Source organism: Endozoicomonas montiporae CL-33, assembly GCF_001583435.1.
GTDB lineage: Bacteria > Pseudomonadota > Gammaproteobacteria > Pseudomonadales > Endozoicomonadaceae > Endozoicomonas_A > Endozoicomonas_A montiporae.
Map to the genome: position 1 here is coordinate 3763258 of NZ_CP013251.1, position 25034 is coordinate 3788291.

General features: G+C 47.5%; 25 protein-coding genes and 1 pseudogene. 9 read left to right on the forward strand and 17 right to left on the reverse strand.

Features of this window, described 5'->3' with window-relative positions:
* Positions 1-147 precede the first annotated feature (147 nt).
* Positions 148-726, forward strand: a complete 579-nt coding sequence (gene sodB, locus EZMO1_RS17240) for a superoxide dismutase [Fe] (protein ID WP_034876807.1) — start codon at positions 148-150, stop codon at positions 724-726.
* Positions 727-863: 137 nt separating this feature from the next.
* Here the strand turns inward: sodB and EZMO1_RS17245 are convergent, their stop codons facing one another.
* Together EZMO1_RS17245 and EZMO1_RS17250 are read right to left on the reverse strand one after the other, a co-directional pair.
* A complete protein-coding gene (locus tag EZMO1_RS17245; protein ID WP_222842132.1) occupies positions 864-1583 on the reverse strand; it encodes a hypothetical protein in 720 nt (239 codons plus the stop codon).
* 224 nt (positions 1584-1807) lie between these two features.
* Positions 1808-2377 carry an FMN-dependent NADH-azoreductase gene (locus EZMO1_RS17250; protein ID WP_034876802.1) on the reverse strand — a complete coding sequence of 190 codons (570 nt, stop codon included), beginning with the start codon at positions 2375-2377 and terminating at the stop codon, positions 1808-1810.
* Positions 2378-2696: 319 nt separating this feature from the next.
* On the opposite strand from EZMO1_RS17250, the gene EZMO1_RS17255 reads away from it, so the two are divergent.
* Together EZMO1_RS17255 and EZMO1_RS17260 are read left to right on the forward strand one after the other, a co-directional pair.
* Positions 2697-3503, forward strand: a complete 807-nt coding sequence (locus EZMO1_RS17255; protein ID WP_201772206.1) for an amino acid ABC transporter substrate-binding protein — start codon at positions 2697-2699, stop codon at positions 3501-3503.
* 7 nt (positions 3504-3510) lie between these two features.
* Positions 3511-4176 carry an amino acid ABC transporter permease gene (locus EZMO1_RS17260; RefSeq protein ID WP_034876800.1) on the forward strand — a complete coding sequence of 222 codons (666 nt, stop codon included), beginning with the start codon at positions 3511-3513 and terminating at the stop codon, positions 4174-4176.
* Positions 4177-4261: 85 nt separating this feature from the next.
* Here the strand turns inward: EZMO1_RS17260 and EZMO1_RS26940 are convergent, their stop codons facing one another.
* The 11 genes and pseudogenes from EZMO1_RS26940 to EZMO1_RS17300 form a co-directional block, all read right to left on the reverse strand.
* Positions 4262-4441 (reverse strand): hypothetical protein, encoded by a 180-nt coding sequence (locus EZMO1_RS26940; RefSeq protein WP_222842133.1) that lies wholly within the window; start codon positions 4439-4441, stop codon positions 4262-4264.
* Positions 4435-4875, reverse strand: coding sequence for a LysE family translocator (locus tag EZMO1_RS17265; RefSeq protein ID WP_051790075.1), 441 nt, complete (start codon positions 4873-4875; stop codon positions 4435-4437). Before EZMO1_RS17265 ends, EZMO1_RS26940 begins: the two co-directional genes overlap by 7 nt.
* A gap of 185 nt (positions 4876-5060) precedes the next feature.
* A complete protein-coding gene (locus EZMO1_RS27405; protein ID WP_222842134.1) occupies positions 5061-5207 on the reverse strand; it encodes a hypothetical protein in 147 nt (48 codons plus the stop codon).
* A gap of 117 nt (positions 5208-5324) precedes the next feature.
* Positions 5325-6467: a glycerate kinase gene (locus EZMO1_RS17270; RefSeq protein ID WP_034876788.1), complete on the reverse strand. Its 1143-nt coding sequence runs from the start codon at positions 6465-6467 to the stop codon at positions 5325-5327.
* Positions 6468-6599: 132 nt separating this feature from the next.
* Positions 6600-7490, reverse strand: a complete 891-nt coding sequence (locus EZMO1_RS17275; RefSeq protein ID WP_034876785.1) for a 2-hydroxy-3-oxopropionate reductase — start codon at positions 7488-7490, stop codon at positions 6600-6602.
* Positions 7491-7528: 38 nt separating this feature from the next.
* Positions 7529-8311 (reverse strand): hydroxypyruvate isomerase, encoded by a 783-nt coding sequence (gene hyi / locus EZMO1_RS17280; RefSeq protein ID WP_034877527.1) that lies wholly within the window; start codon positions 8309-8311, stop codon positions 7529-7531.
* 289 nt (positions 8312-8600) lie between these two features.
* Positions 8601-10000: pseudogene (locus EZMO1_RS17285) on the reverse strand (IS1380 family transposase).
* A 48-nt stretch (positions 10001-10048) separates the two neighbouring features.
* The gene (locus EZMO1_RS28255; RefSeq protein WP_051790073.1) at positions 10049-10303 is read right to left on the reverse strand and encodes a transposase; all 255 of its coding nucleotides are present in this window, start codon (positions 10301-10303) and stop codon (positions 10049-10051) included.
* A gap of 32 nt (positions 10304-10335) precedes the next feature.
* A complete protein-coding gene (locus tag EZMO1_RS26945) occupies positions 10336-10488 on the reverse strand; it encodes a hypothetical protein (protein ID WP_160174078.1) in 153 nt (50 codons plus the stop codon).
* Positions 10489-10599: 111 nt separating this feature from the next.
* Positions 10600-11364, reverse strand: a complete 765-nt coding sequence (gene allE, locus EZMO1_RS17295; RefSeq protein ID WP_034876783.1) for a (S)-ureidoglycine aminohydrolase — start codon at positions 11362-11364, stop codon at positions 10600-10602.
* Positions 11365-11713: 349 nt separating this feature from the next.
* The gene (locus tag EZMO1_RS17300; RefSeq protein ID WP_034876781.1) at positions 11714-12391 is read right to left on the reverse strand and encodes a GntR family transcriptional regulator; all 678 of its coding nucleotides are present in this window, start codon (positions 12389-12391) and stop codon (positions 11714-11716) included.
* A 256-nt stretch (positions 12392-12647) separates the two neighbouring features.
* On the opposite strand from EZMO1_RS17300, the gene arcC reads away from it, so the two are divergent.
* Together arcC and icd are read left to right on the forward strand one after the other, a co-directional pair.
* On the forward strand, positions 12648-13583 hold the full coding sequence (arcC, locus tag EZMO1_RS17305; protein WP_034877522.1) for a carbamate kinase: 936 nt from the start codon (positions 12648-12650) through the stop codon (positions 13581-13583).
* Positions 13584-13678: 95 nt separating this feature from the next.
* Positions 13679-14926, forward strand: a complete 1248-nt coding sequence (icd, locus tag EZMO1_RS17310; protein ID WP_034876779.1) for an NADP-dependent isocitrate dehydrogenase — start codon at positions 13679-13681, stop codon at positions 14924-14926.
* 19 nt (positions 14927-14945) lie between these two features.
* On the opposite strand, the gene EZMO1_RS17315 is transcribed toward icd, so the two are convergent.
* Both EZMO1_RS17315 and EZMO1_RS17320 read right to left on the reverse strand, forming a co-directional pair.
* Entirely contained in the window at positions 14946-17195 is a 2250-nt protein-coding gene (locus EZMO1_RS17315; RefSeq protein ID WP_082212157.1) for a malate synthase G, read from the reverse strand.
* A 200-nt stretch (positions 17196-17395) separates the two neighbouring features.
* Positions 17396-18310 (reverse strand): LysR family transcriptional regulator, encoded by a 915-nt coding sequence (locus EZMO1_RS17320; protein WP_236632029.1) that lies wholly within the window; start codon positions 18308-18310, stop codon positions 17396-17398.
* 196 nt (positions 18311-18506) lie between these two features.
* Here EZMO1_RS17320 and EZMO1_RS17325 point away from each other — a divergent pair, with 196 nt between their 5' ends.
* Complete coding sequence (locus EZMO1_RS17325) at positions 18507-19907, forward strand: IS1380 family transposase (RefSeq protein ID WP_034873155.1); 1401 nt, start codon at positions 18507-18509, stop codon at positions 19905-19907.
* Between the two features lie 353 nt (positions 19908-20260).
* Entirely contained in the window at positions 20261-21844 is a 1584-nt protein-coding gene (locus tag EZMO1_RS17330; protein WP_034876774.1) for an isocitrate lyase, read from the forward strand.
* Positions 21845-21925: 81 nt separating this feature from the next.
* On the opposite strand, the gene EZMO1_RS17335 is transcribed toward EZMO1_RS17330, so the two are convergent.
* Both EZMO1_RS17335 and EZMO1_RS17340 read right to left on the reverse strand, forming a co-directional pair.
* Positions 21926-23200 carry an amidase gene (locus EZMO1_RS17335; RefSeq protein WP_034876772.1) on the reverse strand — a complete coding sequence of 425 codons (1275 nt, stop codon included), beginning with the start codon at positions 23198-23200 and terminating at the stop codon, positions 21926-21928.
* Between the two features lie 45 nt (positions 23201-23245).
* Positions 23246-23884: a hypothetical protein gene (locus EZMO1_RS17340; RefSeq protein ID WP_034876770.1), complete on the reverse strand. Its 639-nt coding sequence runs from the start codon at positions 23882-23884 to the stop codon at positions 23246-23248.
* Positions 23885-24084: 200 nt separating this feature from the next.
* On the opposite strand from EZMO1_RS17340, the gene EZMO1_RS17345 reads away from it, so the two are divergent.
* On the forward strand, positions 24085-24570 hold the full coding sequence (locus tag EZMO1_RS17345) for a hypothetical protein (RefSeq protein WP_051790070.1): 486 nt from the start codon (positions 24085-24087) through the stop codon (positions 24568-24570).
* Positions 24571-24641: 71 nt separating this feature from the next.
* Positions 24642-24953: an ArsR/SmtB family transcription factor gene (locus tag EZMO1_RS17350; RefSeq protein WP_051790068.1), complete on the forward strand. Its 312-nt coding sequence runs from the start codon at positions 24642-24644 to the stop codon at positions 24951-24953.
* Positions 24954-25034 lie beyond the last annotated feature (81 nt).

Here is a 25034-nt window from a genome sequence, read left to right on the forward strand (position 1 = left end):
CAGTATTGTGGAATGAAATGCTTTTCTTGTTAAAACAACAAACTACCTATATAGATTCGTAAGAATACTAATGATAATATCGCCACTGCGAAACACTAGATCAAAGATTGATTCTTATTCATACAAACACCACGTGGAGAGATTAACATGGCTTTTGAATTGCCTGCACTGCCATACGCTCGCGATGCCCTGGTTCCTCATATCTCTGAAGAAACTCTGGACTATCACTATGGCAAGCACCACAACACCTATGTTGTGAAACTCAATGGCCTGGTTGAAGGTACCGAACTGGAAAGTAAAACCCTTGAAGACATCATCAAGACTTCTGAGGGTGGTATCTTTAACAATGCTGCGCAAATCTGGAACCACACTTTCTATTGGAACTGCCTGAGCCCTAATGGCGGTGGTCAGCCAGCCGGTGAACTGGCTGAAGCCATCAACAAAGCCTTTGGTTCTTTTGATGAGTTTGTTGCCAAATTCTCTGACATGGCCGTTAACAACTTTGGCTCCTCCTGGACCTGGCTGGTGAAAAATGCAGACGGTTCTGTTGAAATCGTTAATACCAGCAATGCTGCCACACCACTGACAACCGACCAGAAGCCACTGCTGACCTGCGACCTGTGGGAACATGCTTATTACATTGATTACCGCAATGTTCGTCCTGACTACCTGAAGGCATTCTGGGCACTGGTGAACTGGGATTTTGCGCAGGCTAATTACGCCTGATCCGTTTCAGCTGATTGACACACAATTCAGTCAGCAATCAGGCTTGGAATATTTAGAAAAATGCGGGATTAAAGTCAGGGATTGATAAAGGTTAAATGGCAGCATACAAACTGCCGTTTAACCGTATAACATCAGAATTAACTTCGGCTTTCCAAGGCATCCAACACACGGCCAACCTGACTATTCAATTGGCTACAGTCTACGCCAAGACGAATTTCGAACGCTTCATCCACTTCCCAGAACAGTTCCAGCACGCGGAAACGATCTTCCAGATCAACCTCGCCAAAATCGATACGAGCAACTGGATGATGAGGGAATGCAGTCTGCACTTCTTTCAACAGATCCGGATTAATATCGTCCGGATGAACCGTCATGCCATCATCCCGGGTCTGGTAGGTATTAATCACATCACGCTGTGCCTGAGTTAGCAGTTCCGAGTCACCACTGGCACGCACACGGGCATCTTCCATGAGGAGATTAATCTGAATTCGGTTCAACTCGCGGGCAATGTTATTGATTGAAAACACACCCTGCATAAAGTCCGACTGATACTGTTCAAAGAACTGCTCATTTCGTGCAGCCAGTTGTTCATCTTCAACCGCCGGACATTGACTGTTTGCCAGAATCGATTCATAGGCCGCATACAGTGTTTCATCATCCAGTTCATGAATGTAGTCATAGCTGGTCGGTGTCGTCAGTCTGTTAAGGTTATCCTGACTTTGCTGCCATTGTGGTGGTAACTCTTCTTGAGTAGCAGCCTCATTACTGTTCTTCAGAACGCAACCAGACAAAACAACACTTGTAACCGCAGCGACTAAAAAACTGTTACGAAGCTTACTAGAAATTTTACGGCTCATAATCGGCCCAATAATAAACGCATTATTAAAACCCATGTGCTGTGTCATGCTAAGGATTCACATGGGCTTCTGAAATATCAAGAAATGATGCGAGTATATTGAGCACATTTATGGCAATCAATGGCACTTACCAACCATTACCGGCTTGTATAAATAGGGTTGAATTAGGAAAGGTTAGGTTACAAACAGCCTCCCGTGTATCAACGCCTTAGCCATATCATGAGTTAATGACAAACTGCATCAATCTGTGTGAATACATCATTCAGTCCCGCTTCACGTTCGGGTGTATCAAGATTAGCAGCATGAATATAAGTAATATCGTTCATACCCAACATGCCCAGTGTCTGGCTCAGCTGCATTTCAATATGCTCAACACTGCCACCACCACGAGCCAGAACGATATACACTTTTTTGTTCTTCAGGTGACCTACAGGCCCCTTTTCGGTGTAATTAAATGTCACTCCGACACGGGCAATGTAATCAATCCATGCTTTCAGAGTGGTTGGAATTGAAAAATTATACACCGGTGCACCAATGATAATAATGTCACTGTCTTTTACTTCCCTTATCAGTTCATCAGACAATGCACGAGCCTGCTGACTGGCCTGCGAGTCATCACCACTGAAACCGGAAAACGCAGAATGATCAAAATGAGGTATGGGCTGTTTCACCAGGTCACGATGCTTTACCGGCTGATCACCCGCGTTTAATTTTTCAAGCAATACCCGGGTCAACTGTCGGGAGTTGGAGTTCTCAAAACGAACGCTGCTGTTAAGTACAAGAATATTACTCATTATTTCACATTATCCAACGGCACTAACCAAAAGACAGGCAAAGCCTGACCAGAATCTGATTTGCACCTTAATACTTCAACCTAGCTTTAAGTCAATAGTTGTCACTATCATTTTTCAAACGCATCGCTGCTCAAAATAAAACCAATGCTTAGACCAGCACTGACTAAATACCTAATTATTATAAAAATATTTACAATATCCATTTCAGTTATATGAAAAAGACTGGTAGGCTCCGTACTTGCGCCAGACAGATAGTTGTTTTTACTTAACAAAACATCTGCCAAACAATAACGAGGCGCTAGCGAAAAAGGAGATGTACGTGCCCATTTCAACACTCAAAAAGCTTCTTACGGCTTCACTGGTAACAGCAGGAATCACTCTGGCCGGTTGTTCTGGTGAACCTTCAGCACAAACTGATACCACTACAACCGATACCCTCGTTAAAGTAGGCATGTCCGGAACATACTACCCCTTCACTTACATGGAAAACGGTGTTCTACAAGGGTTTGAAGTCGATCTCTGGAATGAGATTGGAGAGCGCCTGGATGCCAGCATTGAGTTTGTTACGGCGCCCTTTTCCGGTTTGTTCGGCATGCTGGAAGCCGGCCAGCTGAACACAATCTCGAACCAGATAACACTGACCGAAGCAAGAGCCGAACGATACGAATTTTCACAACCCTATGTTTACGACGGTGTTCAAATAACCGTTCATAGCGATAACTCTGACATTCAATCCGTTAGCGATCTGGCTGGTAAACGGGTCGCTGTTAACCTGGGTTCAAACTTTGAACAGGTGTTGAGAGAGTCTGACCCTGATCGGAAAATCAATATTGTGACCTACGATTCCGGCATTGAGCAGGATGTCGCCATGGGTCGGTCTGACGCATTTGTTATGGATCGCATCAGTGTTCTTGCCCTGATTGAGAAATCCGGTTTGCCATTAAAGCTGGCAGGCGAGCCGGTGAAAGTCATGGAAAGCGCTATGCCTTTTGTTCGCGATGAGCAAGGTATCGCCTTACGTAATCAGGTTAACCGTGTTCTTGACAGCATGCGTGAAGACGGAACACTGGCAGAACTCTCCGGCAAATGGCTCGGAGCTGACGTGACCACATCACCCGCTGGTTGAAAATAACATGATCGATTTTGATTACACCGTTGGCCTGTTGCCAACGGTGACTTCCAGCCTTGATGCAACACTGTGGATGACTCTGGGCGGACTGGCTCTTTCGTTGAGTATGGGGCTGGTACTGGCACTGATTAAAGTGACGCGGCCCTTTTACCTGCATTATCTGGCAGACCTTTATATCTCTTTCTTTCGGGGCTCACCGCTACTGGTTCAGCTGTTTATTTTTTACTACGGCTTACCTCAGGTGTTTCCTGCCATGCGTGGTATGCCCGCCATTATCGCCGTGATCATAGGACTGGGATTGCACTTTTCCGCTTACATGGCTGAAAGCATGCGCGCTGCCATCATCGGTATACACCACGGACAAATGGAAGCAGCACTGAGCGTCGGCATGAGTCGTATGCAGGCAATGCGTCGAATCATTCTGCCCCAGGCAGCCAGAGTGGCTTTTCCCGGCTTGATGAACAATACCATTGACCTTTTAAAAAGCACTTCGCTGGCTTTTACTCTGGGTGTGGTGGAAATCATGGCAAGAGCGCAGATGGAAGCATCCAGCAGCTTTCGATTCTTTGAAAGTTATTTGACCGTTGCCCTGGTTTACTGGCTGGTTGTTGTGCTCTGCACCTGGTTTCAAAAATGGGCTGAAGCCCGTCTCAACCGGGCTTATGCCTGAAACACTTCAACCAGAATCGACAAATGCCGTCCAAAAAGACGGCATTTGTCAGTTTTCTTCGGCACTGCTCATCTTTGTAGCATTTTCATCTCTGTAACATTGCCGTCAGGGCTCCGGCACCGACCAGCAAACTTCCACCGGTTCGGTTGAACCATTTGCGGGTAGAAGGCGAATTCAGTTTGTCATGAATATAACCTGAGAACAGACCATAAATTAAAACCGTGAATGTCGAAACCACAATAAAGCTGAGCGACATAATCAACATCTGCAGTAGCAGCGGACTGGTTTCATCAATAAAAATCGGCACCAGCATAACAAAAAAACAATGCTCTTCGGGTTCAGCGCCGTGACAATAAACGAATCCCTGAAAACCAGTCTGGCATCCATCACCCCTGATTTAAGCCTGAAAGAATCTGCCGGTGCGTGCCAATAACGAAAACCCAGATAGACCAGATAAAAAGCACCCAGCCATTTAAAAGGACCAAACATCACAGCCGATACCGACATCAGCGCACCCAGCCCGATAAACGATAACGACATAGCCAGAATATTGCCCGAGCCTGTGCCAAGAATCAGAGGTATTACCGATCGGGGGCCATGATTCAAAGCCTGCGCCATCACCATCAGAATGGTAGGGCCGGGAATCATACAGACGATAAAAGCCGCCCCGACATAAGACAGCCAAGTTTCAACATTCACCGGATACTCTCCTTATACCAGTGTCAGCTTCTTGTGCCTGCCCTTAACCAAAGTCATCTGTTAAATGACTGGCTTCCGGCTGAGAGCTGAACAGGTATTACTTCGTTAAAGGCTTCTGCATACACCTTCCAGTGACAGTCCTTCATTCAGTTATCGTAAGATGTAACACCTGCGAACACTGAGTCTCAGGCGTTCAGGATAAAATCGTTCATCGTTTTAAAGTGATAAGCCCGGAAGGAAGTCTGCCAAAGGAGGGCGTGGCCTTTTGAGGCTTCCTGCTTATCCACGACAATATAGCGTGGACACTGCAGGTCAGCATGGTTATTAAGCACGAGCCTTAATGATTCTGTGTATTGAAAGATCAGGGCGATCTTTCAATAGCAATAGACGGTTATAAGCTGAATTGGCGGCCCATCATCCTTTTATCAGCTGCCAATTGAATCATTCATTCAGTGATCAAATCCCGGAAGAATCAGAAGCCTCGCAATATTTTCAGCGGTTCGTTCAAGGTTGTCCTTTCCCGACTCCAGTGCTTCCGTCAGAGTCACAGCCCCGTGAACGACAGGGAAGACAGCATTAATCCCATGTTCATACACCACTTCGCTGCCCTGACCTACACTGCCCGCCAGTGCAATCACCGGTACTCCCAATGACCGGGCAACACGGGCAACACCAACCGGTGTTTTACCATGTGCTGTCTGACTATCCAGACGCCCTTCCCCGGTTATTAAAAGGTCTGCGCCTGTCAGCACGCTTTTTAAGCCAACCGTTTCAAGCACAATGTTAATACCCGGCTTCAGATCCGCTTCCAGAAACGTCAACAGCGCTGCCCCCATACCACCAGCCGCACCGGCTCCGGCAACATGCTCGATATCCACATCAAGACAATGCTGAATGACTTCAGCATAATTCATCAGTGCTTTATCCAGTTGCACCACCATGGCGGGGGTTGCACCTTTTTGGGGACCAAACACGGCAGAAGCTCCGGTTTTGCCCGTGAGCGGGTTATTCACATCGCAGGCGGCAGTAAAGCGCACTTTAGATAGTCGAGAATCCATAGCGCTGCAATCAATCGAGGCAAGGTCAGCCAGAGCCGCACCTCCGGCAGGCAGCAATTCTCCAGTGTCGTTCAAGAACCGAACACCTAGTGCAGACATCATTCCGGCACCACCGTCGTTGGTGGCGCTGCCGCCAATCGCTACAATAATCCGGCTGACATTAAGGTTTAACGCTTCCCTGATCAACTCGCCCGTGCCATAGCTGGTCGTCAATAGCGGATTACGAAGATGAGGCAAAACCAGCTCCAGACCTGACGCTTCTGCCATTTCAATCACCGCAGTTTTACCATCACCCAGAATACCAAAACGGGCTTCTACGGGTTCACCCAAAGGCCCTGTAACGGTGCGGGAATAAAACTGTCCTCCGGTACCATCCACTAACGATTGCAATGTCCCTTCACCGCCGTCTGCAACGGGCACTTTAACAAACTCGGCAGCAGGCAATACACGACGCATTCCTGTTTCTATGGCAGTGGCTACATCAATGGCACTCAGGCACTCTTTAAAGGAATCGGGGGCAATGACTATTTTCATAATTATCCTTTTCCCTGCGGCTGGTTTATGACTCTTTACCAAAAGCATTCAACACTTGGTAAAAAACCATCAACATCTCAAAACAAAAGAAGCCGGACAACCGGCTTCTTTAACACACCTTTCAGCCCAATATTATTCTTCACGAATACAGTGGTTGCTCATATGCTCCAGTGCCCGGATCATCGCCGAGTGATCCCAGGCCTCACCACCCAGAGCAGAACAGGTGTTAAATAATTCCTGTGCCATTGCAGTATTAGGCAAATTCAGCTGCAATGCTCTGGCACCGGTCAATGCCAGGTTCAAATCTTTCTGATGCAAAGCAATTCTGAAGCCAGGATCAAAGGTGCCTTTCACCATCCGTTCACCATGGACTTCCAGAATCTTGGACGATGCAAAACCACCCATTAAAGCTTCACGAATTTTAGCGGGATCAGCACCGGCTTTAGAGGCAAACAACAGAGCTTCGGAAACCGCTTCAATATTCAGAGCAACAATGATCTGGTTAGCGACTTTGCAGGTCTGACCATCACCATTACCACCTACCAGGGTAATATTCTGCCCCATAACCTCAAACAAGGGCTTCACTTCATCAAAAGCTTCCTGAGCACCGCCCACCATAATGGACAGTGAGCCAGCAATCGCCCCTACTTCACCACCGGATACCGGCGCATCCAGATACAAACCACCCTTTGCTCCAACCATTGCCGCAAACTGCTTGGTTTCAATAGGCGAAATAGAGCTCATATCGACAATAATCTTGCCTTCCCTGACACCATCCAGTACACCTTTTTCACGCTTTAACACGTCAGCCACATGAGGCGTATCAGGCACCATGATGATGGTAATATCACACACTTCTACCACATCAATCGGATTGGGCAGAGCGTGTCCCTGATCACCCAGCAGTTCTTCAGGTGCAGGCTCAAAGTGTTCGGTAAAGTACAGGTCATAACCGGCGGCCTGAAGGTTTTTTGCCATAGGCTTGCCCATGATACCGGTGCCGATAAATCCTACTTTTTTCATCTTATTACTCTCTGATTTATTCTGCTCTTATGTTTTGATCAGATCTGGTTATAGGTTTTTAACCAACCCAGGCCTTCTTCCGTTGTCGTTGCTGGCTTGTACTCACAGCCGACCCTGCCTTTGTAACCAATGCGATCCAGATGGCTGAGCATGAAGTGGTAATTAATTTCTCCGGTACCCGGTTCGTGTCGTCCGGGGTTGTCGGCCAGCTGAACATGCTGAATCACATCAAGATGTTGTTCACAGGTAGTAGCAATATCACCTTCCATAATTTGCATATGGTAAATGTCGTATTGCAGCAATAAATTATCGCTTCCAACCTGTTCTTTAATTTTTAAAGCCTGAGCCGTACTGGTCAGGAAAAAGCCGGGAATATCACGGGTATTAATCGCTTCAATAATCAGCCTGATACCAGCTTCTTCGAGTTTGTCAGCAGCGTACTTCAGGTTGCTCACCACGGTGGCTTCCGCCTCTGCAGCAGGCACACCCTCAGGCACAATTCCGGTCAGGCAGTTGATCTGGGTATTACCCAGCACCCTGGCATAGGCAATTGCCTGATCAACACCGGCTCCGAACTCTTCCATTCTGGCAGAATTGCAGGCTATACCCCGATCACCACTCGCCCAATCACCTGCCGGTAAGTTAAACAACACCTGTTCAAGGTCGTTTTGTTTCAATTTTTCAGCAATAACGTCAACCGGGTAATCATAAGGAAACAGATACTCAACCCCTTTGAAACCCGCTTTGGCAGCCGCTTCAAAGCGATCAAGAAAATCTGTTTCAGTAAATAGCATCGACAAATTGGCAGCTAATTTCGGCATGTCTTTCCCCCATCGAAAATTCATGGTGACGCCACAAGCACATTAGTTTTTCTAACAAGTACTCCTATCCCGGATATTTCATAAACAAGCAGCAACTACCATCCCATCCTCTTAATTTTGGACTTTTCCGCAAGCCTGTTGCTCTGTTAACCATGTGAAAGACATTGCAGCCCATACTTGCTTACAGATTAGACGCTAATCAACGAATCCTGCTATTTCAGGATAACGGAAAGCCCCAAGGCTCTTTCATCTGGTTGCTATGTACCTTGATTGAGTCTTATGAAAGTTGCTACCCCGGTCGAAGTATCGGCATCTGGTAAAAGACTTCTGTCACATGCTGCAAAAGCCTCTTGAATGGCAGCTACGCGGCAGATGAAGTTTAATTCGGTCTTTATATTCAACCACTTTGACTGCAACTTTACAGAGCTTCATGATCACCGTTGATGGCTGCGCTTTTTCCAGCTCCGTACCTTTCAAAGTCTTGGTTCTTAACTCATAGTGCAAAACATAAGCGGCACAGGCATAAAACATTCTCAAATGGTTAGCCAAAAAGCCCTGATCGGACAATCTGTCGCCGGACAGATCACTTTTCAGATGTTTGATGAAGTTCTCATCCTGTCCTCTTGGACAGTAAAGCTCTTCATAAATTACCTCTGGAGAAGCTTCCTTCATCGACGTCACAATGAAACGAGGGTTGTCGCCTTTTTGGTTGACCTCCGCCTTGTAAATTATCCGGGTATCGAGACCTTTCCAGCTCTTGGCCTGGTATTCTGCTTCCCCGTAAAGTCTGAGCCGATCAGGTTCTGGCATGTTGTTCAGTCTTGCCAGCTCAGTCTTGACCTTCAGAGCTTGACGCGCTTCATCCAACAACTCTTTGGCTTTTGGCCGCAAAGCCGTTTTGTGGCCTGCACCTTTGCCCAGGACATAATCCGAATGAGGGGCATTCTGAACCACCCACATTAACTCCGGTTGAGCGAAGTGGCTGTCTCCCCGAACCAGTAGATGGGTTTTCGGCCACTTTTTCCGAAGCAGCCGAATGACCCGTTCGAGAATGGCTGCATTTTCCTTGCCCGTTGGGGTTTTCCCCGGACGAAGAATCGCCGTAATCAGCTTGCCGCTGAGTCCCTCAAAAATCATCAGGGGCAAGTAGCAGTAGTCCTGATATTTGGCATTAAACAGGTTCATCTGCTGGCCACCATGAGTAATGGCCGGTGTATGATCAAGATCGATAACGATCACCGGAGGTGGCAGCTTGTAACTGCTGATAAAGTGATGCACAAATGCTTCAGCCATCCTGTAAATGTCGGAGCGGGTCATAGATTGTCCCAGCCGGGTAAAAGTGGGCGCTGATGCGAGATGGTTATCGCTGTCCAACGGATTGCGACCAGTGGCCAGTTTGAACATAGGGTCTTTACGCAAACGGTTACTGTCGTTGGCATCTTCATAGCCGCAGGCCATTTGCAGAACCCGCTGAACCAGAAGTTCTTTCAGGGAGTGGTCGATATAGGATTGATGGCGTCTGTCATTGATGGCATCAGTCATTTTGCAGATAAGACCGCTCTGCAGAATGGTTTCCCGTAGCAGCAGAGTGCCAAAGTCAGAAGATAACTCCCCACCATTGAAGTCTGCCCGGATGGTTTTTCCATTTGAGGGATGAAAACGAAGCTGTTCTTGTGTAGATTTGGGCATGGCAAGTTCCGGTTTGCTTCTTCCGAAGCTTTCTTTTGGTCGACCCAATTATATCAAGTGATTGGGCGGAACTTGCCTCCTTTTATGAAATATTCGGGCTAACTGATTTTCAGGTGTCCATAGGTCTGGATTTTTACCGTTGCCAGGCACGGGCACTCCTTGCGATAACGCTTTTTTTCGCCAACTGTATAGAGTCCAGTTAGAGATACCTGTTTCACGAACCAACTGCGATACAGGCGTATTATTAGGTGGCATCATCTTCTGAATGACGGATTGCTTCAACTCTTCTGAATAGCTGGCCATTGATTGCTCACTGACCGCCCCCTGTGAGATTTTTAAAAATCAGAAGAGGTGACAACTATGCTGACACAGGGGGTGATCTGCTCTTTACTGAAATCGTCCAGAAAAGTGATATTACGGCCTTTCATACCAGTAGCTTCAAGATGCTCACGAATATCTTTAGCTTTGAATTTAGAAGTGATAGCCATTTTATTATCCTGCTCTTATTAAAAGCGTTTTATATGGCTTCTGTCGTTATTACCATCACTCTGGCTAACAACAGAAAGCCTTATCCCAGTTAACACCGTTTTCAGAGTGATTCAGATTTCCACATCTCTGTGGCAATCCTTGGAATAGATATAGGTAAAGCGACCATTACCCGTGCCATAACAGGCCTGCTGAGTGAACGGACCAAACCAGATAAAGTCTTCTTTCATGGTTTGTACCCAGTCATTACCCAACAGATAAATACCTTCCCCTTCCAACAGGTAGGCTCCGTGCTCCTGTACATGGGTTTCGATAAATGGATGGCAGCCACCAGGCGCAAAACTCAGAATATGGAAGTTCATATCGAAATGCGTATCGATGGGCAGCAGGTCTTTCAGGAAAACCTGTTCCAGTCCCATATAATTCACTTCAGGGATATCATTGGTGTTGCCAAAAACAGCGTAAGGCTGCTTGCCTTCTGCCGGAATGTAACGCTGCTTGTACAGAATCACACGAACATCATCCCGTCCGGTGTTCTTAAATTCCAGGGCTTCATTATCGGGTGCATAGGCAAACCCCCCCTGCCCAAGAGTCACCGACTCCTCACCCACGCGAACTTCCAGTTCACCGTCTCCGTCCATCACCCAAATAAAGCTTTCAATACCTTCTTCAGAGGCAAAAGGTTTGGAGGTGTAACCATCACTGGCGACAGTGCCTGTATACCAGACAAAGCTGCAACCAATCTTTGGTGAACCGATAATAGACAGCTGACAATTTTCAAGTCCGGGGATGACGTTGATGACTCTGCCTTCCGGTGGAATGACGGCGTATTCACCGGGTTTTACGACTGAGCGCGTTTTCAGATCTGGAAAGCTCATTCAGAGTGCCTCCATAGAGTGCAGTAGTTTTCTTATCGAGTGACCCGGATTCCAGGGCAAGGACAGTAGCCGGGTCTATTTTTCTAAATGTGTAACTCGCTGAATTCTTATTCTTCTCTCTAAATTGCTAGCAATATTACTACTGACTGCTAATAATTTATTGACCCTTGTCAATAGTTATCAGAGATACACAAAACGGCATGATTTTTGTCTGGAAAGACAGAGGATGTCGTACAGGTTCAGAGTAAGAAAAAAGGCATCTATAAAGGAATGACTACAGGAGAGGTAAGGCACCACCAGTCGTCTTCAAGCAAGACTGATGGTGGCGCTTATTCAAACAAAGATCGATTCAGGCAAAAATAGATTCAAGATCAGGCGACTCCTGCTCCTGATAACGCAATAAAAGTTTTCTTTCAATGGAAGACAGGTGCCCAGCCATCAATGCAGGCAGACTGTCGTATTCTTTCTTCCTGATCGCATTAAAAATAATATCGTGCTCATTGATAGTGTCTGAGAAATCATCATTCTTTTCATAAAGACCTGACACCAGAGAGCTACTGGCTACCAAATCTTCAAGAATTTCATAGAGCCGTCTGTTGCCATGAATTCGAGCCAGCTCCAGATGGAATTCACCCGACTCTTTCACCAGTCCCTGGCGACTTTTACCTGTTTCTGCCTGCCTCTCCCGATCCAGTATGTCTTGCAGGCGTTGAAAATCCTGTCGGGTACATTGTTTGGCCGCATCTGAGATCATTCCACACTCCACAACGCGCCGGGCGAGAAAAATCTCTTTACACTCTTCAGGGCCGGGGTTGGCAACGTAAGCACCTTTATTCGTTTCAACCGTCACCACTTTGCGCAGACTGAGATGCTCAATGGCTGCCCTGACATGGTTGCGGTTTGCAGAAAAAATATCTGCAAGGCGGGTTTCCACCAGTCGGGTTCCTGCCTTCAGGCGTTGTTCAATAATAGCTTTATAAATAGCGTCCGATATTCTCTCTACCTCGAGAGCTTTAAATGTTTTCATAGTCTTGCTACAGCACTTAAGTCTAAAAAAGACAATTTGTTATAGTTTACAGTACATAAAAGCCTATACGACACTGTTTAATCACCAATCGACTATTAATCTAAATCACTGATATATAACACCAGTAATTTAGATGAACAATATCATAATTATTTACTTTTGCTAGCAATTTTAATTACAATCGTTATCAGGCAAGGACAAATGACTTCTTACACACCCTCCACTCATGGTCGGTGGTATCACAACAGGTATAGTTATGAAAATTGTCATTGCCCTTGGCGGAAACGCCCTGCTGCAACGCGGTCAACCTCTTGAAGCCCACATTCAGAGAGAAAATATTCGTCAGGCCGCCAAAGTCATCGCCCAAATATCCGACGATCATCAAATAATCCTGACCCATGGTAACGGCCCACAGGTTGGCCTGCTGGCATTGCAAAATGCGGCCTATGAAGCGGTTTCCCCCTACCCTCTGGATGTTCTTGGTGCCGAAACAGCGGGCATGATCGGCTATATGCTGAATATGGAAATTCGCAACCAGCGCCCGAAAATGCCCATTGTCACTATGGTGACTGAAACTCTGGTTGACATTAATGATCCGGCTTTTGAAAACCCCACTAAATTCGTTGGTCCCGTCTACAGCAAAGAAGACGCATTAAAGCTGGCTGCCGAGAAAAACTGGCACGTGAAAGCTGACGGTGATTACTATCGTCGTGTTGTACCATCACCGAAACCTGAAAAAATTGTTGAAGGCAATACTGTACGACAGCTGGCAGATGCTGGCGCGCTGGTTATCTGTTCAGGCGGAGGCGGGGTACCCGTTTGTCGGCAACCCGATGGCACCATTGACGGTGTAGAAGCCGTTGTGGACAAAGATCTGACTGCCGCAATTATGGCCAAACAGATGCAGGCCGACGCTTTAATCATCATGACCGACGTTGATTCTGTCAGCATTAACTTCGGTCAACCCGACCAGAAGGAGATCAGTCATGCCAGCCCAGACCAGATCTGCACACTGGATTTGCCTGCCGGTTCCATGGGACCCAAGGTTGAAGCGGCGGCTGACTTTGTGCGTGCCGGTGGGCAGTATGCTGCCATTGGTAGCCTGTATGATCTGGAAAAAATCGTCACAGGTGAGGCAGGTACACGTATCACTGAAGCTCACAGTGAGCCGGATATGAACTTCTACCAGTAAGTAGCTGGCTACTTAATTCAAAATCGTTTACCAGAAAGGCAAACCCATGCACAATCAGGGCAATGATAATAATGACATTGCCCTGACATCACGATATGTATTACCAGCACATTACTCCTCCTGCCAACGCTGAAAGGATTACCATCAATCCCGACCAGTCCCTGCGGGTTTCAAACCATCCGATCATCACATTTATTCAGGGTGATGGCGTTGGTGCTGATATAACCCCTGTTACTCTGAAAGTGGTCGATGCAGCTGTAAAAAAAGCTTATCAAGGGCAACGAAAGATTGCCTGGATGGAAGTCTTCAACGGTGAAAAAGCCGCTGAACTCTACGACGGTGACTGGTTTCCCCAGGAAACACTGCACGCTCTGCGAGAACATGTTGTAGCATTAAAGGGCCCTCTGACGACCCCATTAGGAGGCGGATTCCGTTCCCTGAACATTGCCCTGCGTCAAGAGATGGATTTGTTTGTCAATATGCGCCCTGTACAGTGGGTAACGGGCGTTCCTTCCCCTATCACTCACCCGGAAAAAACAAATATGGTCGTCTTTCGGGAAAACTCGGAAGACATCTACACAGGTATAGAGTGGAAAGCAGGATCATCTCAATCAGAGCAGCTGATGGAATTTCTGCAGCAGGACATGGGCGTTTCCAGAATACGCTTTACCGAACAGTGCGCGCTGGGCATTAAACCCATTTCCGAACAAGGCTGTAAGCGACTGATTCGCCACGCCATTCAGTATGCCCTTGATCATCAACGTCAGTCCGTCACGCTGGTGCACAAAGGCAATATCATGAAGTTTACTGAAGGTGCTTTCAGACAATGGGGCTTCGAACTCGCCAGAGAAGAGTTTGGAGCACAGCCCCATAGCAATGGCCGGGAACTGGTCATCGAGAATAATGGACATACGTTGCTTATCAAAGACGCCATTGCTGACAGCATGCTGCAGTACATTCTCCTGCAACCGGAACAGTTCGACGTCATTGCCACCATGAATCAGAACGGCGACTTTATTGCAGACGCGCTGGCTGCACAGGTAGGAGGTACAGCCATTGTACCCGGAGCCAACCTGAACAATGAACTGGCGATCTTTGAACCGACCCACGGTACTGCACAGACCATCGCCGGACAGGACAAAATGAACCCCTGTTCGATGCTTTTGTGTGCAGAGCTGATGTTACAGCATATTGGCTGGAATGAAGCGGCGGGTTTCATTCGAAACGGAATAGAGACAACCATTCAGAGCAAAGTCGTTACATACGACTTTGCCCGAATGATTCCGAATGCTGAAGAAGTCAGCTGTTCTGAATTTGGCAACGCCGTTATTCAGAACATGTAGCCGGACAGCCTCCCAGATCCTAGACTTCTGCAACCGCTTCTCTTGATTGAATACACTGTTGGGTCACGCTTTTCAGGTCACGGTCGTGCTTCAGGCGATAGCGGTACTTATGCAACAATGGTTCGGTATAGCCTGAAGGCTGAACCAGTCCTTTGAATACCAGAGCCAAAGCTGCCCTGAATGCCGTACTGCCGTCAAGGTCGGCGCACATGGGTGTATAGCCATCAGTATTCACATTTTGCTGATCCACAATGGCAGCCATGCGATAGAACACTTCACGCACCTGCGCTTCACTGCAAACACCATAGTGTAGCCAATTGGCAATATGCTGCGCTGAAATACGCAATGTTGCCCTGTCTTCCATCAGGTTGACGTTGTTGATATCAGGCACCTTGGAACAACCCACACCCTGATCAATCCAGCGCACAACATAGCCCAGAATGCCCTGTGCATTGTTCTCCAGCTCTCTTTGAACGACGTCAGGCTTCAGTTCCTTCTGGTTAGCCACTACAGGCACCTGCAATAAGTCGCTGAATGTCGTCTGCCTGCCTTCCAGAGATTGCTGAACATCAGTGACGCTGACGCGATGATAATGAATGGCATGCAAGGTAGCAGCCGTTGGCGACGGTACCCAGGCACAGTTTGCGCCCGCTTCCGGATGTGCAATTTTTGCCGTCAGCATATCGGCCATGGCATCAGGCATGGCCCACATGCCCTTGCCAATCTGGGCATGACCTGACAGGCCGCACTGCAAACCAACATCAACATTCCAGTCTTCATAGGACCTGATCCACTGCTGGTGCTTCATCCCTGTTTTAGGCACCATGGGGCCCGCTTCCATGTTCATGTGCATTTCACTGCCAGTACGATCAAGGAAGCCGGTATTAATGAAGATAACGCGCTCACTGGCAGCGGCAATACAGGCTTTAAGGTTCAGTGTCGTACGATGTTCTTCGTCCATAATGCCCATTTTCAGGGTATTGTCAGTCAGGCCGGTCAGCTGTTCGGTACGGGCAAACAACCGGCTGCAGAAGGCTACTTCTTCCGGGCCCTGCATTTTGGGTTTAACAATATAGACACTGCCTGTTCGACTGTTCCGCACCGGGTCAGACTCTTTCTTCGCCAGATCAAAACGGGCAATGACCGCCGTCACCAGTGAGTCCAGAATGCCTTCCGGTATTTCACAACAATGCTCGTCCAGCACCGCAGGCGTGGTCATCAGATGGCCGACATTACGAATTAACAGAGTACTGCGCCCGGGCAGACGGAACGACTCGCCGGATAATGAGCGATACTCCCGATCCTGCTCCAGAGTTCGAAGCAGGGTTTTAGCGCCTTTCTGAAACTCTGCCGACAAATCACCTTTATAAAGGCCCAGCATATTTCTATACACTTCAGCCTTGTCTTCGGCATCCACCGCTGCAACTGAGTCTTCAAAGTCCTGAATAGCGGTGATGGCAGATTCCAGAACCACATCTTTTACACCCGCCTTATCAGTACGGCCAATCAGGTGTTCACGGTCAATTTGAATTTCGACATGCAGACCGTTATTTTTTAACAGAATGGCTGAGGGCACATTGGCAGACCCCTGAAACCCTCGGAAAGCATCGGAATGTTCCAGTGTTGTCATCGCACCAGACGACAGTTCAACAGCAAACCCGTTATCCATCACACGATACTGACTGACATCACTGTGGCTTCCCTGTTGCAGAGGGAACAGCTCATCCAGTAAGTCTCTGGCATAGCGGATCACCTGCTCGCCACGCTCAGGGTCATAGCCCTGACCGGCTTCGCCGGGAATCACATCGGTACCATAGAGAGCGTCGTACAAACTGCCCCAGCGGGCATTGGCAGCATTCAGGGCAAACCGGGCATTCTTGACCGGCACCACCAGTTGCGGACCAGCAATACTCGCCAGTTCCGGGTCAACCTTTGCAGTGGTCACACGGACCTGTTCCGGCGCCTCAACAATGTAACCTGTGTCACGCAGGAACTGCTCGAATGCATCAGCATCGAAGGCGATGTTCTGCTCACGCCGTTCCCTGTGCCACTGGTCAATGTCTTTTTTATAATCAAGACGCTTCTTCAGCAGAGCCCGGTTGGTTTTACCAAACTCGTCCACCAGCGTGGCAAGAGACTCATAAAACTGTTCAACAGACACACCACTGCCCGGCAGCAACTCTTTTTCAATAAAGTGGATAAGCGGCGTATCAACAAACAGCCTGCTTCTGGACTTGTATCCCTGGTCTGAATGAAACTGAGGGGCCATACGATCTCCAACGCTCGACAGAGTTTTAAATAGTTACGTATTCAGACTAAATGCACCGGGACTATATGAAAAATGATCAATTTTTATTTTTACTATAGATTTTGTGAATAGTGCTCCATGCTTCTCAGCATCCATCTGTTCGTAACAGCCATACGACGAATGATGTACATTTTTAGTTATTTAGCGAAGAATTGCTAGCACTACCGATCTAAAACCGTTTCAGAGAACTCCAACAGTGAACGGCGCAGCCACTGATGTGCCTTTGAATGATGTCGTAAAGGGCTCCAGATCATCTTTATTTCAAAGGGCACAATCTGAAAAGGTACACGACAGACGGTCAGCTCATCACTGTTCTGGTAGATTCTTGCTAGGCGTCGTGGAATAGTGGCAATCAATTTCGGCTGCTGCAGTAACAGCTCAACCATCATATAGTGACGGGTGAATACCCGGATAGAACGGGTTTTATCGAGCTGCCAGAGCGCTTCGTCCACCCAGCCCAGTCGTTGGGCACCTGACTTATTGCTGGCAATCGATTCAGCTCCCCAGCCTGTCCGGTTTACCCAGATATGTTCAGCAGACAGATAAGTATCAAGATCCAGCTGGCTGACATAAGGGTGATCCCGATGCAACAAACAGCAGAAATTATCCCGCCAGACTGTCGCCTGATGAAACGACTTTGGCATGGCTGTAAACCGGTTAATGGCAAGATCAATGGTGCCCTTTTCCATATCGTGCAGACTGACATCGCCCGGTGACAGCAGATCAAAATTAATATGCGGGGCACTGTCCAGAATACTGCGAATAAAAGGAGTAATCAGTGCCGCTTCCATATAATCGGATGCCATGATCCGAAAAGTGGCTTCACTGTGACTGATGGAGAAATCACGGTCAGGCTGGGTAATCTGGGAAGCGAGACTGAGCAGTTCAACAATATCGGGCTTCAGTTTTTCGGCTTTATCCGTTGGCGTCATGCCATCGGCTGTACGCACCAGAATCGGATCATCGAACAATTCCCTGAGGCGTTTCAGAGCATTACTCATGGCGGGCTGGGTAATGGCCAGTTTGTCAGCAGCGCGGGAAACACTGCGCTCTTCCAGCAGTACATTAAGGTACACCAGTAAATTCAGATCTGTTTTTTTTTATATTCACCGAATCAATACCGTAAATAAAAATTATAAATTTTTTCTATTAAAGCGTCATTGGTATCATCTAACCCGAATATTTCATAAAAGGAGGCAAGTTCCGCCCAATCACTTGATATAATTGGGTCGAACAAAAGAAAGCTTCGGAAGAAGCAAACCGGAACTTGCCATGCCCAAATCTACACAAGAACAGCTTCGTTTTCATCCCTCAAATGGAAAAACCATCCGGGCAGACTTCAATGGTGGGGAGTTATCTTCTGACTTTGGCACTCTGCTGCTACGGGAAACCATTCTGCAGAGCGGTCTTATCTGCAAAATGACTGATGCCATCAATGACAGACGCCATCAATCCTATATCGACCACTCCCTGAAAGAACTTCTGGTTCAGCGGGTTCTGCAAATGGCCTGCGGCTATGAAGATGCCAACGACAGTAACCGTTTGCGTAAAGACCCTATGTTCAAACTGGCCACTGGTCGCAATCCGTTGGACAGCGATAACCATCTCGCATCAGCGCCCACTTTTACCCGGCTGGGACAATCTATGACCCGCTCCGACATTTACAGGATGGCTGAAGCATTTGTGCATCACTTTATCAGCAGTTACAAGCTGCCACCTCCGGTGATCGTTATCGATCTTGATCATACACCGGCCATTACTCATGGTGGCCAGCAGATGAACCTGTTTAATGCCAAATATCAGGACTACTGCTACTTGCCCCTGATGATTTTTGAGGGACTCAGCGGCAAGCTGATTACGGCGATTCTTCGTCCGGGGAAAACCCCAACGGGCAAGGAAAATGCAGCCATTCTCGAACGGGTCATTCGGCTGCTTCGGAAAAAGTGGCCGAAAACCCATCTACTGGTTCGGGGAGACAGCCACTTCGCTCAACCGGAGTTAATGTGGGTGGTTCAGAATGCCCCTCATTCGGATTATGTCCTGGGCAAAGGTGCAGGCCACAAAACGGCTTTGCGGCCAAAAGCCAAAGAGTTGTTGGATGAAGCGCGTCAAGCTCTGAAGGTCAAGACTGAGCTGGCAAGACTGAACAACATGCCAGAACCTGATCGGCTCAGACTTTACGGGGAAGCAGAATACCAGGCCAAGAGCTGGAAAGGTCTCGATACCCGGATAATTTACAAGGCGGAGGTCAACCAAAAAGGCGACAACCCTCGTTTCATTGTGACGTCGATGAAGGAAGCTTCTCCAGAGGTAATTTATGAAGAGCTTTACTGTCCAAGAGGACAGGATGAGAACTTCATCAAACATCTGAAAAGTGATCTGTCCGGCGACAGATTGTCCGATCAGGGCTTTTTGGCTAACCATTTGAGAATGTTTTATGCCTGTGCCGCTTATGTTTTGCACTATGAGTTAAGAACCAAGACTTTGAAAGGTACGGAGCTGGAAAAAGCGCAGCCATCAACGGTGATCATGAAGCTCTGTAAAGTTGCAGTCAAAGTGGTTGAATATAAAGACCGAATTAAACTTCATCTGCCGCGTAGCTGCCCATTCAAGAGGCTTTTGCAGCATGTGACAGAAGTCTTTTACCAGATGCCGATACTTCGACCGGGGTAGCAACTTTCATAAGACTCAATCAAGGTACATAGCAACCAGATGAAAGAGCCTTGGGGCTTTCCGTTATCCTGAAATAGCAGGATTCGTTGATTAGCGTCTAATCTGTAAGCAAGTATGGGCTGCAATGTCTTTCACATGGTTAACAGAGCAACAGGCTTGCGGAAAAGTCCAAAATTAAGAGGATGGGATGGTAGTTGCTGCTTGTTTATGAAATATCCGGGCTAATCAAGTGAGCAGACCCTAAACAGCCTTTAGCGATGACGCTTTTTTATAAGAGCCATATTAAAAGAACCATTTTTTTAATCACAATCTGTGATGAAAAATGTTGACAATAAAAACAGCAGAGGACGACCATGTCTAACTATCAGAATGCCATAACGCAGTTGCAGGGACGCATCAACGAATCCCAGGCTCTGAACCCTGAACATATTGTTCGCATGCGATTACAGAACCGCTTCCAGACCGGACTGGATATTGCCCGCCACACCGCTACGGTGATGCGCAGGGACATGGCAGCATACGATGAAAACCCTGAACAGTACACCCAGTCGCTGGGGTGCTGGCACGGGTTTGTGGGTCAGCAGAAACTTATCTCAATTAAAAAGCATTTCTCAACGGTTAAAGGTCGTTACCTGTATCTGTCCGGCTGGATGATTGCGGCATTACGCTCCGAGTTCGGCCCTCTGCCTGATCAGTCCATGCATGAAAAAACGTCGGTACCAGCCCTGATCGAAGAACTCTACACTTTCCTGCGTCAGGCTGACGCATGGGAGCTGAATCACCTGTATCGGGAACTGGATACAGCCAGACAAGACGGTAATAAAGAAAAAGCAGACGACATTCTCAACAAGATCGATAATTACGAGTCACATGTCGTCCCTATCATTGCCGACATTGATGCAGGTTTTGGTAATGAAGAGGCTACTTACCTGCTGGCCAAGAAAATGATTGAAGCCGGTGCCTGCTGCATCCAGATCGAGAACCAGGTCTCTGATGCCAAACAGTGTGGTCATCAGGACGGCAAAGTCACCGTTCCCCATGAAGACTTCCTGGCAAAAATCAATGCCGTTCGTTACGCCTTTATGGAGCTGGGCATTGAAGACGGTGTGATTGTTGCCCGTACCGACTCTCTGGGTGCAGGCCTGACTCAGAAAATCCCTGTTTCCCAACAGCCTGGTGATCTGGCTTCACAATACAACGCATTCCTTGAAACAGAAGCCGTGACACTGGACAGCGCAGAAGATAATGACCTGTTGATGAAAGTCGATGGTCAGTTAACCCGCCCGGTGCGTCTGCCAAACGGTTTGTTCCGCTTTAAGTCCGGTACCGGTGAAGACCGCGTGGTTCTGGACTGCATCACTTCACTACAACACGGTGCTGACTTGCTGTGGATTGAAACCGAGAAGCCGCATATTGGACAGATTGCCGGAATGGTTGAACGAATTCGTGCGGCAGTACCCGATGCCAAGCTGGTCTACAACAACTCACCATCCTTTAACTGGACCCTGAACTTCCGTCAGCAGGTATTCGATAAGTGGCAGGAAGACGGCAAAGCACTGGATGGTTACAAACGTGACCAGCTGATGAGTACAGAATACGACAGTAGTGAACTGGCTCAGGAAGCTGATCTGCGTATCCAGAACTTCCAGCGCGATGCCGCCAAACAGGCAGGCATTTTCCATCACCTGATCACCCTGCCGACCTACCACACTGCGGCACTGTCTACCGATGATCTGGCGAAGAACTACTTTGGTGAAGATGGCATGCTGGCTTATGTGCGTGATGTTCAGCGACGTGAAATCCGCGGTGGCATTGCCACGGTTAAGCATCAGGATATGGCGGGCTCCAATATCGGTGACGATCACAAAGAATACTTCTCAGGCGATGCGGCCCTGAAAGCCAGTGGTGAAGACAACACGATGAATCAGTTTGGTTAAACACCTTTCTGGTTAATACACATCAACTGCCCTGTTCGGCTGCTCTTTATAGAGCAGCCGTTTCTGTCATTCGCCCCTCACCTAAAGCTCACTGTGAGCGTCTACCGAAGCTGATCGGGTTTCACCGGGCTTAAAGCGTTTCACAAACGTATTAATATCCGCCTTTTCTTTCAACTCTGCGCCCATTTCCTGCTCAAGCTCACCACCCAGCGCAAGCAATAGATATTCACTGTGGTCACTGCCAATCACCTGTAAACCAAAAGGCAGGTTTTCGTGATCAAAGCCACAGGGTATCGTTACCCTTGGGCCACCTGTCAGATTGGCCAGTGATGTATTAAATGCCAGAAGGTAAGCATTGGATAAATTCAACTCGCCCGATGTGTTAGTGAACCAGGTGCTTACTTTTTTCGGCGCAGTGGTTAACGTCGTTGGCATAACAATCACATCGACTCTGGAGAAGATATTATTTTCAAAATGCTCAGTCAGCAGCTTTTGGTTTTGTCTGGCGCGATTGACCTGATCCTCAGACAGGGCTTTCCCCATCAACAACGCCATTTCTGTTTCGTAGGGTATGCCTTTACCGACAAATTTAAACTTTCCCTTCGCTTCGCCATGCCCAAACAGGATCATATGGGTTGCCCAGAGTTGTTTTCTCCAGTTCTTTTCGCCTGTATTTTCCGGCATAAACTGCATTCTGACGAAAATACTGTCGTTGCGACTCTGACGTTTTTTAAGCCTTGTACCCAACCGGTCAAGACATTCCATTGTTTTTTCTGAAACCTCTTTATCTGCATGTTCCAGCCAGTCAGGGTCAATGCCAATTTTGAGGTCATTCAGAGCTTTGTCCACTGCCTGTGTGAGATAGCGTCCACTGGAAACCTGATAGCCCAGAGCAATATCTTTAAAGCGTTGGCCAATGAGCCCGATAGCCACCAGACCCGGAGCTGCATTGTCATAATTAACTGTGGACAGTTTGTTATAGGTCGGCTTCAGACCCGGCAAGCCATTCACTGAGGCCGGGATAGATACAGATCCTCCGCCATCAGTTCCTACCGTTAATGGTGACAGTCCAAGCCCCACCATCAGCGCACTGCCACTTGAGGAACCGCCCGGAACGTGGGAAGGACTGAAAAGATTAGTCACGTTGGGAAAGTGAGGGTTTTCTCCGGTCGCCCCAAGCCCGAAAATATGCTGATTGGTTAACCCCAGTACAATAGCCCCTTTTGCCTTTAGTCGTCGGATAACTTCGGACTCAGTTTCCTCAATCGTTCTGACAAACAGAGGCTGCTCCGATACTTTTTTATGATCAAGTCCTGCCGTCGTATAGTAACCTGTAACGCTTATTTCAGATTTCACGGCAATCGGAACACCATCCAGCTCTTTTATAATCGAATCTTTTTTTCAGTCGGCTATAGAGCCCTTATAGACTGAAAAACACTTCTCCCACCGACGATCCGAATCATAAGCCGCATACATGGCAACACCATCATGACGTGCAATCAGTACATCTTTCATGTTTCCAGACAACTGATTGTCGTACCACGAATAAATATTCCGGATCAGTTTGGAAGGTTTTAGTTCGTTAGTTGCGAACAATTGTTGAATCTCATCCACCCCGCCATAGTGACCGAATAACGCCTCTAAATGGCCAATGGGTCTGTCAGGCATGCCACCTTTTTCAAACGGTGTACGTGACGATCTGGCAGGCATACTCATATTAAGCCCTGCTAATTCCGTTTCTGAAAAAAGTACAGGGTCTTGCGGATTAACACCACTGTCGGGCAAAAGCGCTTTTACATAGTTAACCTGCTGGTCAATATCAGCACCAAGAGCGATCCAGGCGCGGGCAAGAGTCAATATTTTACCTGAGAGATTGTGCGAAGACTTTAGCCAGTCAGGATAGTACTGCTTGGATATATACGGCTTTTCCTCAGTACGACGATTGATCTCAACCAGAGTCGGATCAGATAAGTCATTACCATAACTCCCGGTAGCAACCAGCATAAGGGAACAAACCAGAGTCACACCTGAAAACTTCATTTAAGTTTCCTTATACCAAACTGCCTGAGTGGAGGAGCATTATAGAATACGCACTCTTTGCTTCTTTGTTTTTCTCAGTCGGTCGGTAAAAGATTTATCAACACAAACTCTTATCATACATGGGCTATAACTGAACAAGCAGACTCTTTATTCTCAGATCAACAGTGTTGAAATTGCCCGATCTATTACCGGTGATGAAAATGGTTCAATATCTTGCTATCGCCCTCTGTAGTTTATCCGTCATTATGATCCAGAGTTCTCCAGCAGCTGATACGCCAGCTCAACCCACGAACACGCTGGAAGGTTGTTACGCTCGCAGCGACATAATCGAAGACCTTGTCAGTGGCGAATCCGACCTTAAAACCAGCTTTATCAGCATCAGTAAAGGACAGGGGACGTATTTCATAAAGGGATTTCTCTGGGGAGCAAACTGGCATATCTGTGAGATTTCCAGAGAGGATGGCGAGGCGCTGCCTGTTTCTCTGGAACAGGGCATGTTGATCTATAACGAAAATTATCCTCAAGAAGACTTGAACTGTCGTCTTGAAGTAGAGTTTAAAGCTGCCGGTATAGAGCTTCGGGACAAAAACAACCAGTGTATGAACCGAGCCTTTGCGTGTGGTGTCCGTACTTCAATCGACGGTACAAAGCTACCAAGAGTCCAGAATAAAGATCGGTGCAAATAAGATTGATGCTTGCATTCTTTGTCCGAAAAGAATATCTTTCAATCGTCATTTAACGATTGTGGATTTGTGATGTGTCCAAATGCCTGAATAATCTGGATCACCTCCGGTTTGATGAAGCTACTGAAAAAGAGTTGGCCGGTTTCGCCAAAGCCATTGCTCATCCAGCCCGCGTCAGACTGCTGAAAATACTGGCCAGTGGTGGCTGTCTGGGTACAGATCTGGTCAAACAGCTGGGGCTGGCTCAGTCCACCGTGTCAGAACATCTGAGAATTCTAAAGCAGGCCGGTCTTGTAGATGCTGAAGTTCAACATCCAAGAACCTGTTTCAGCCTGCAGCCTGAAGCCCTTGCAAGACTTAACAATCTACTGGGCTATCTGGCATAACGCCTGCTTTGCAGGCATTTTTTTACCTTTCAATATCGTTATTCGACGATAATCGATAATTGAAATAAGACAGGAGAATAG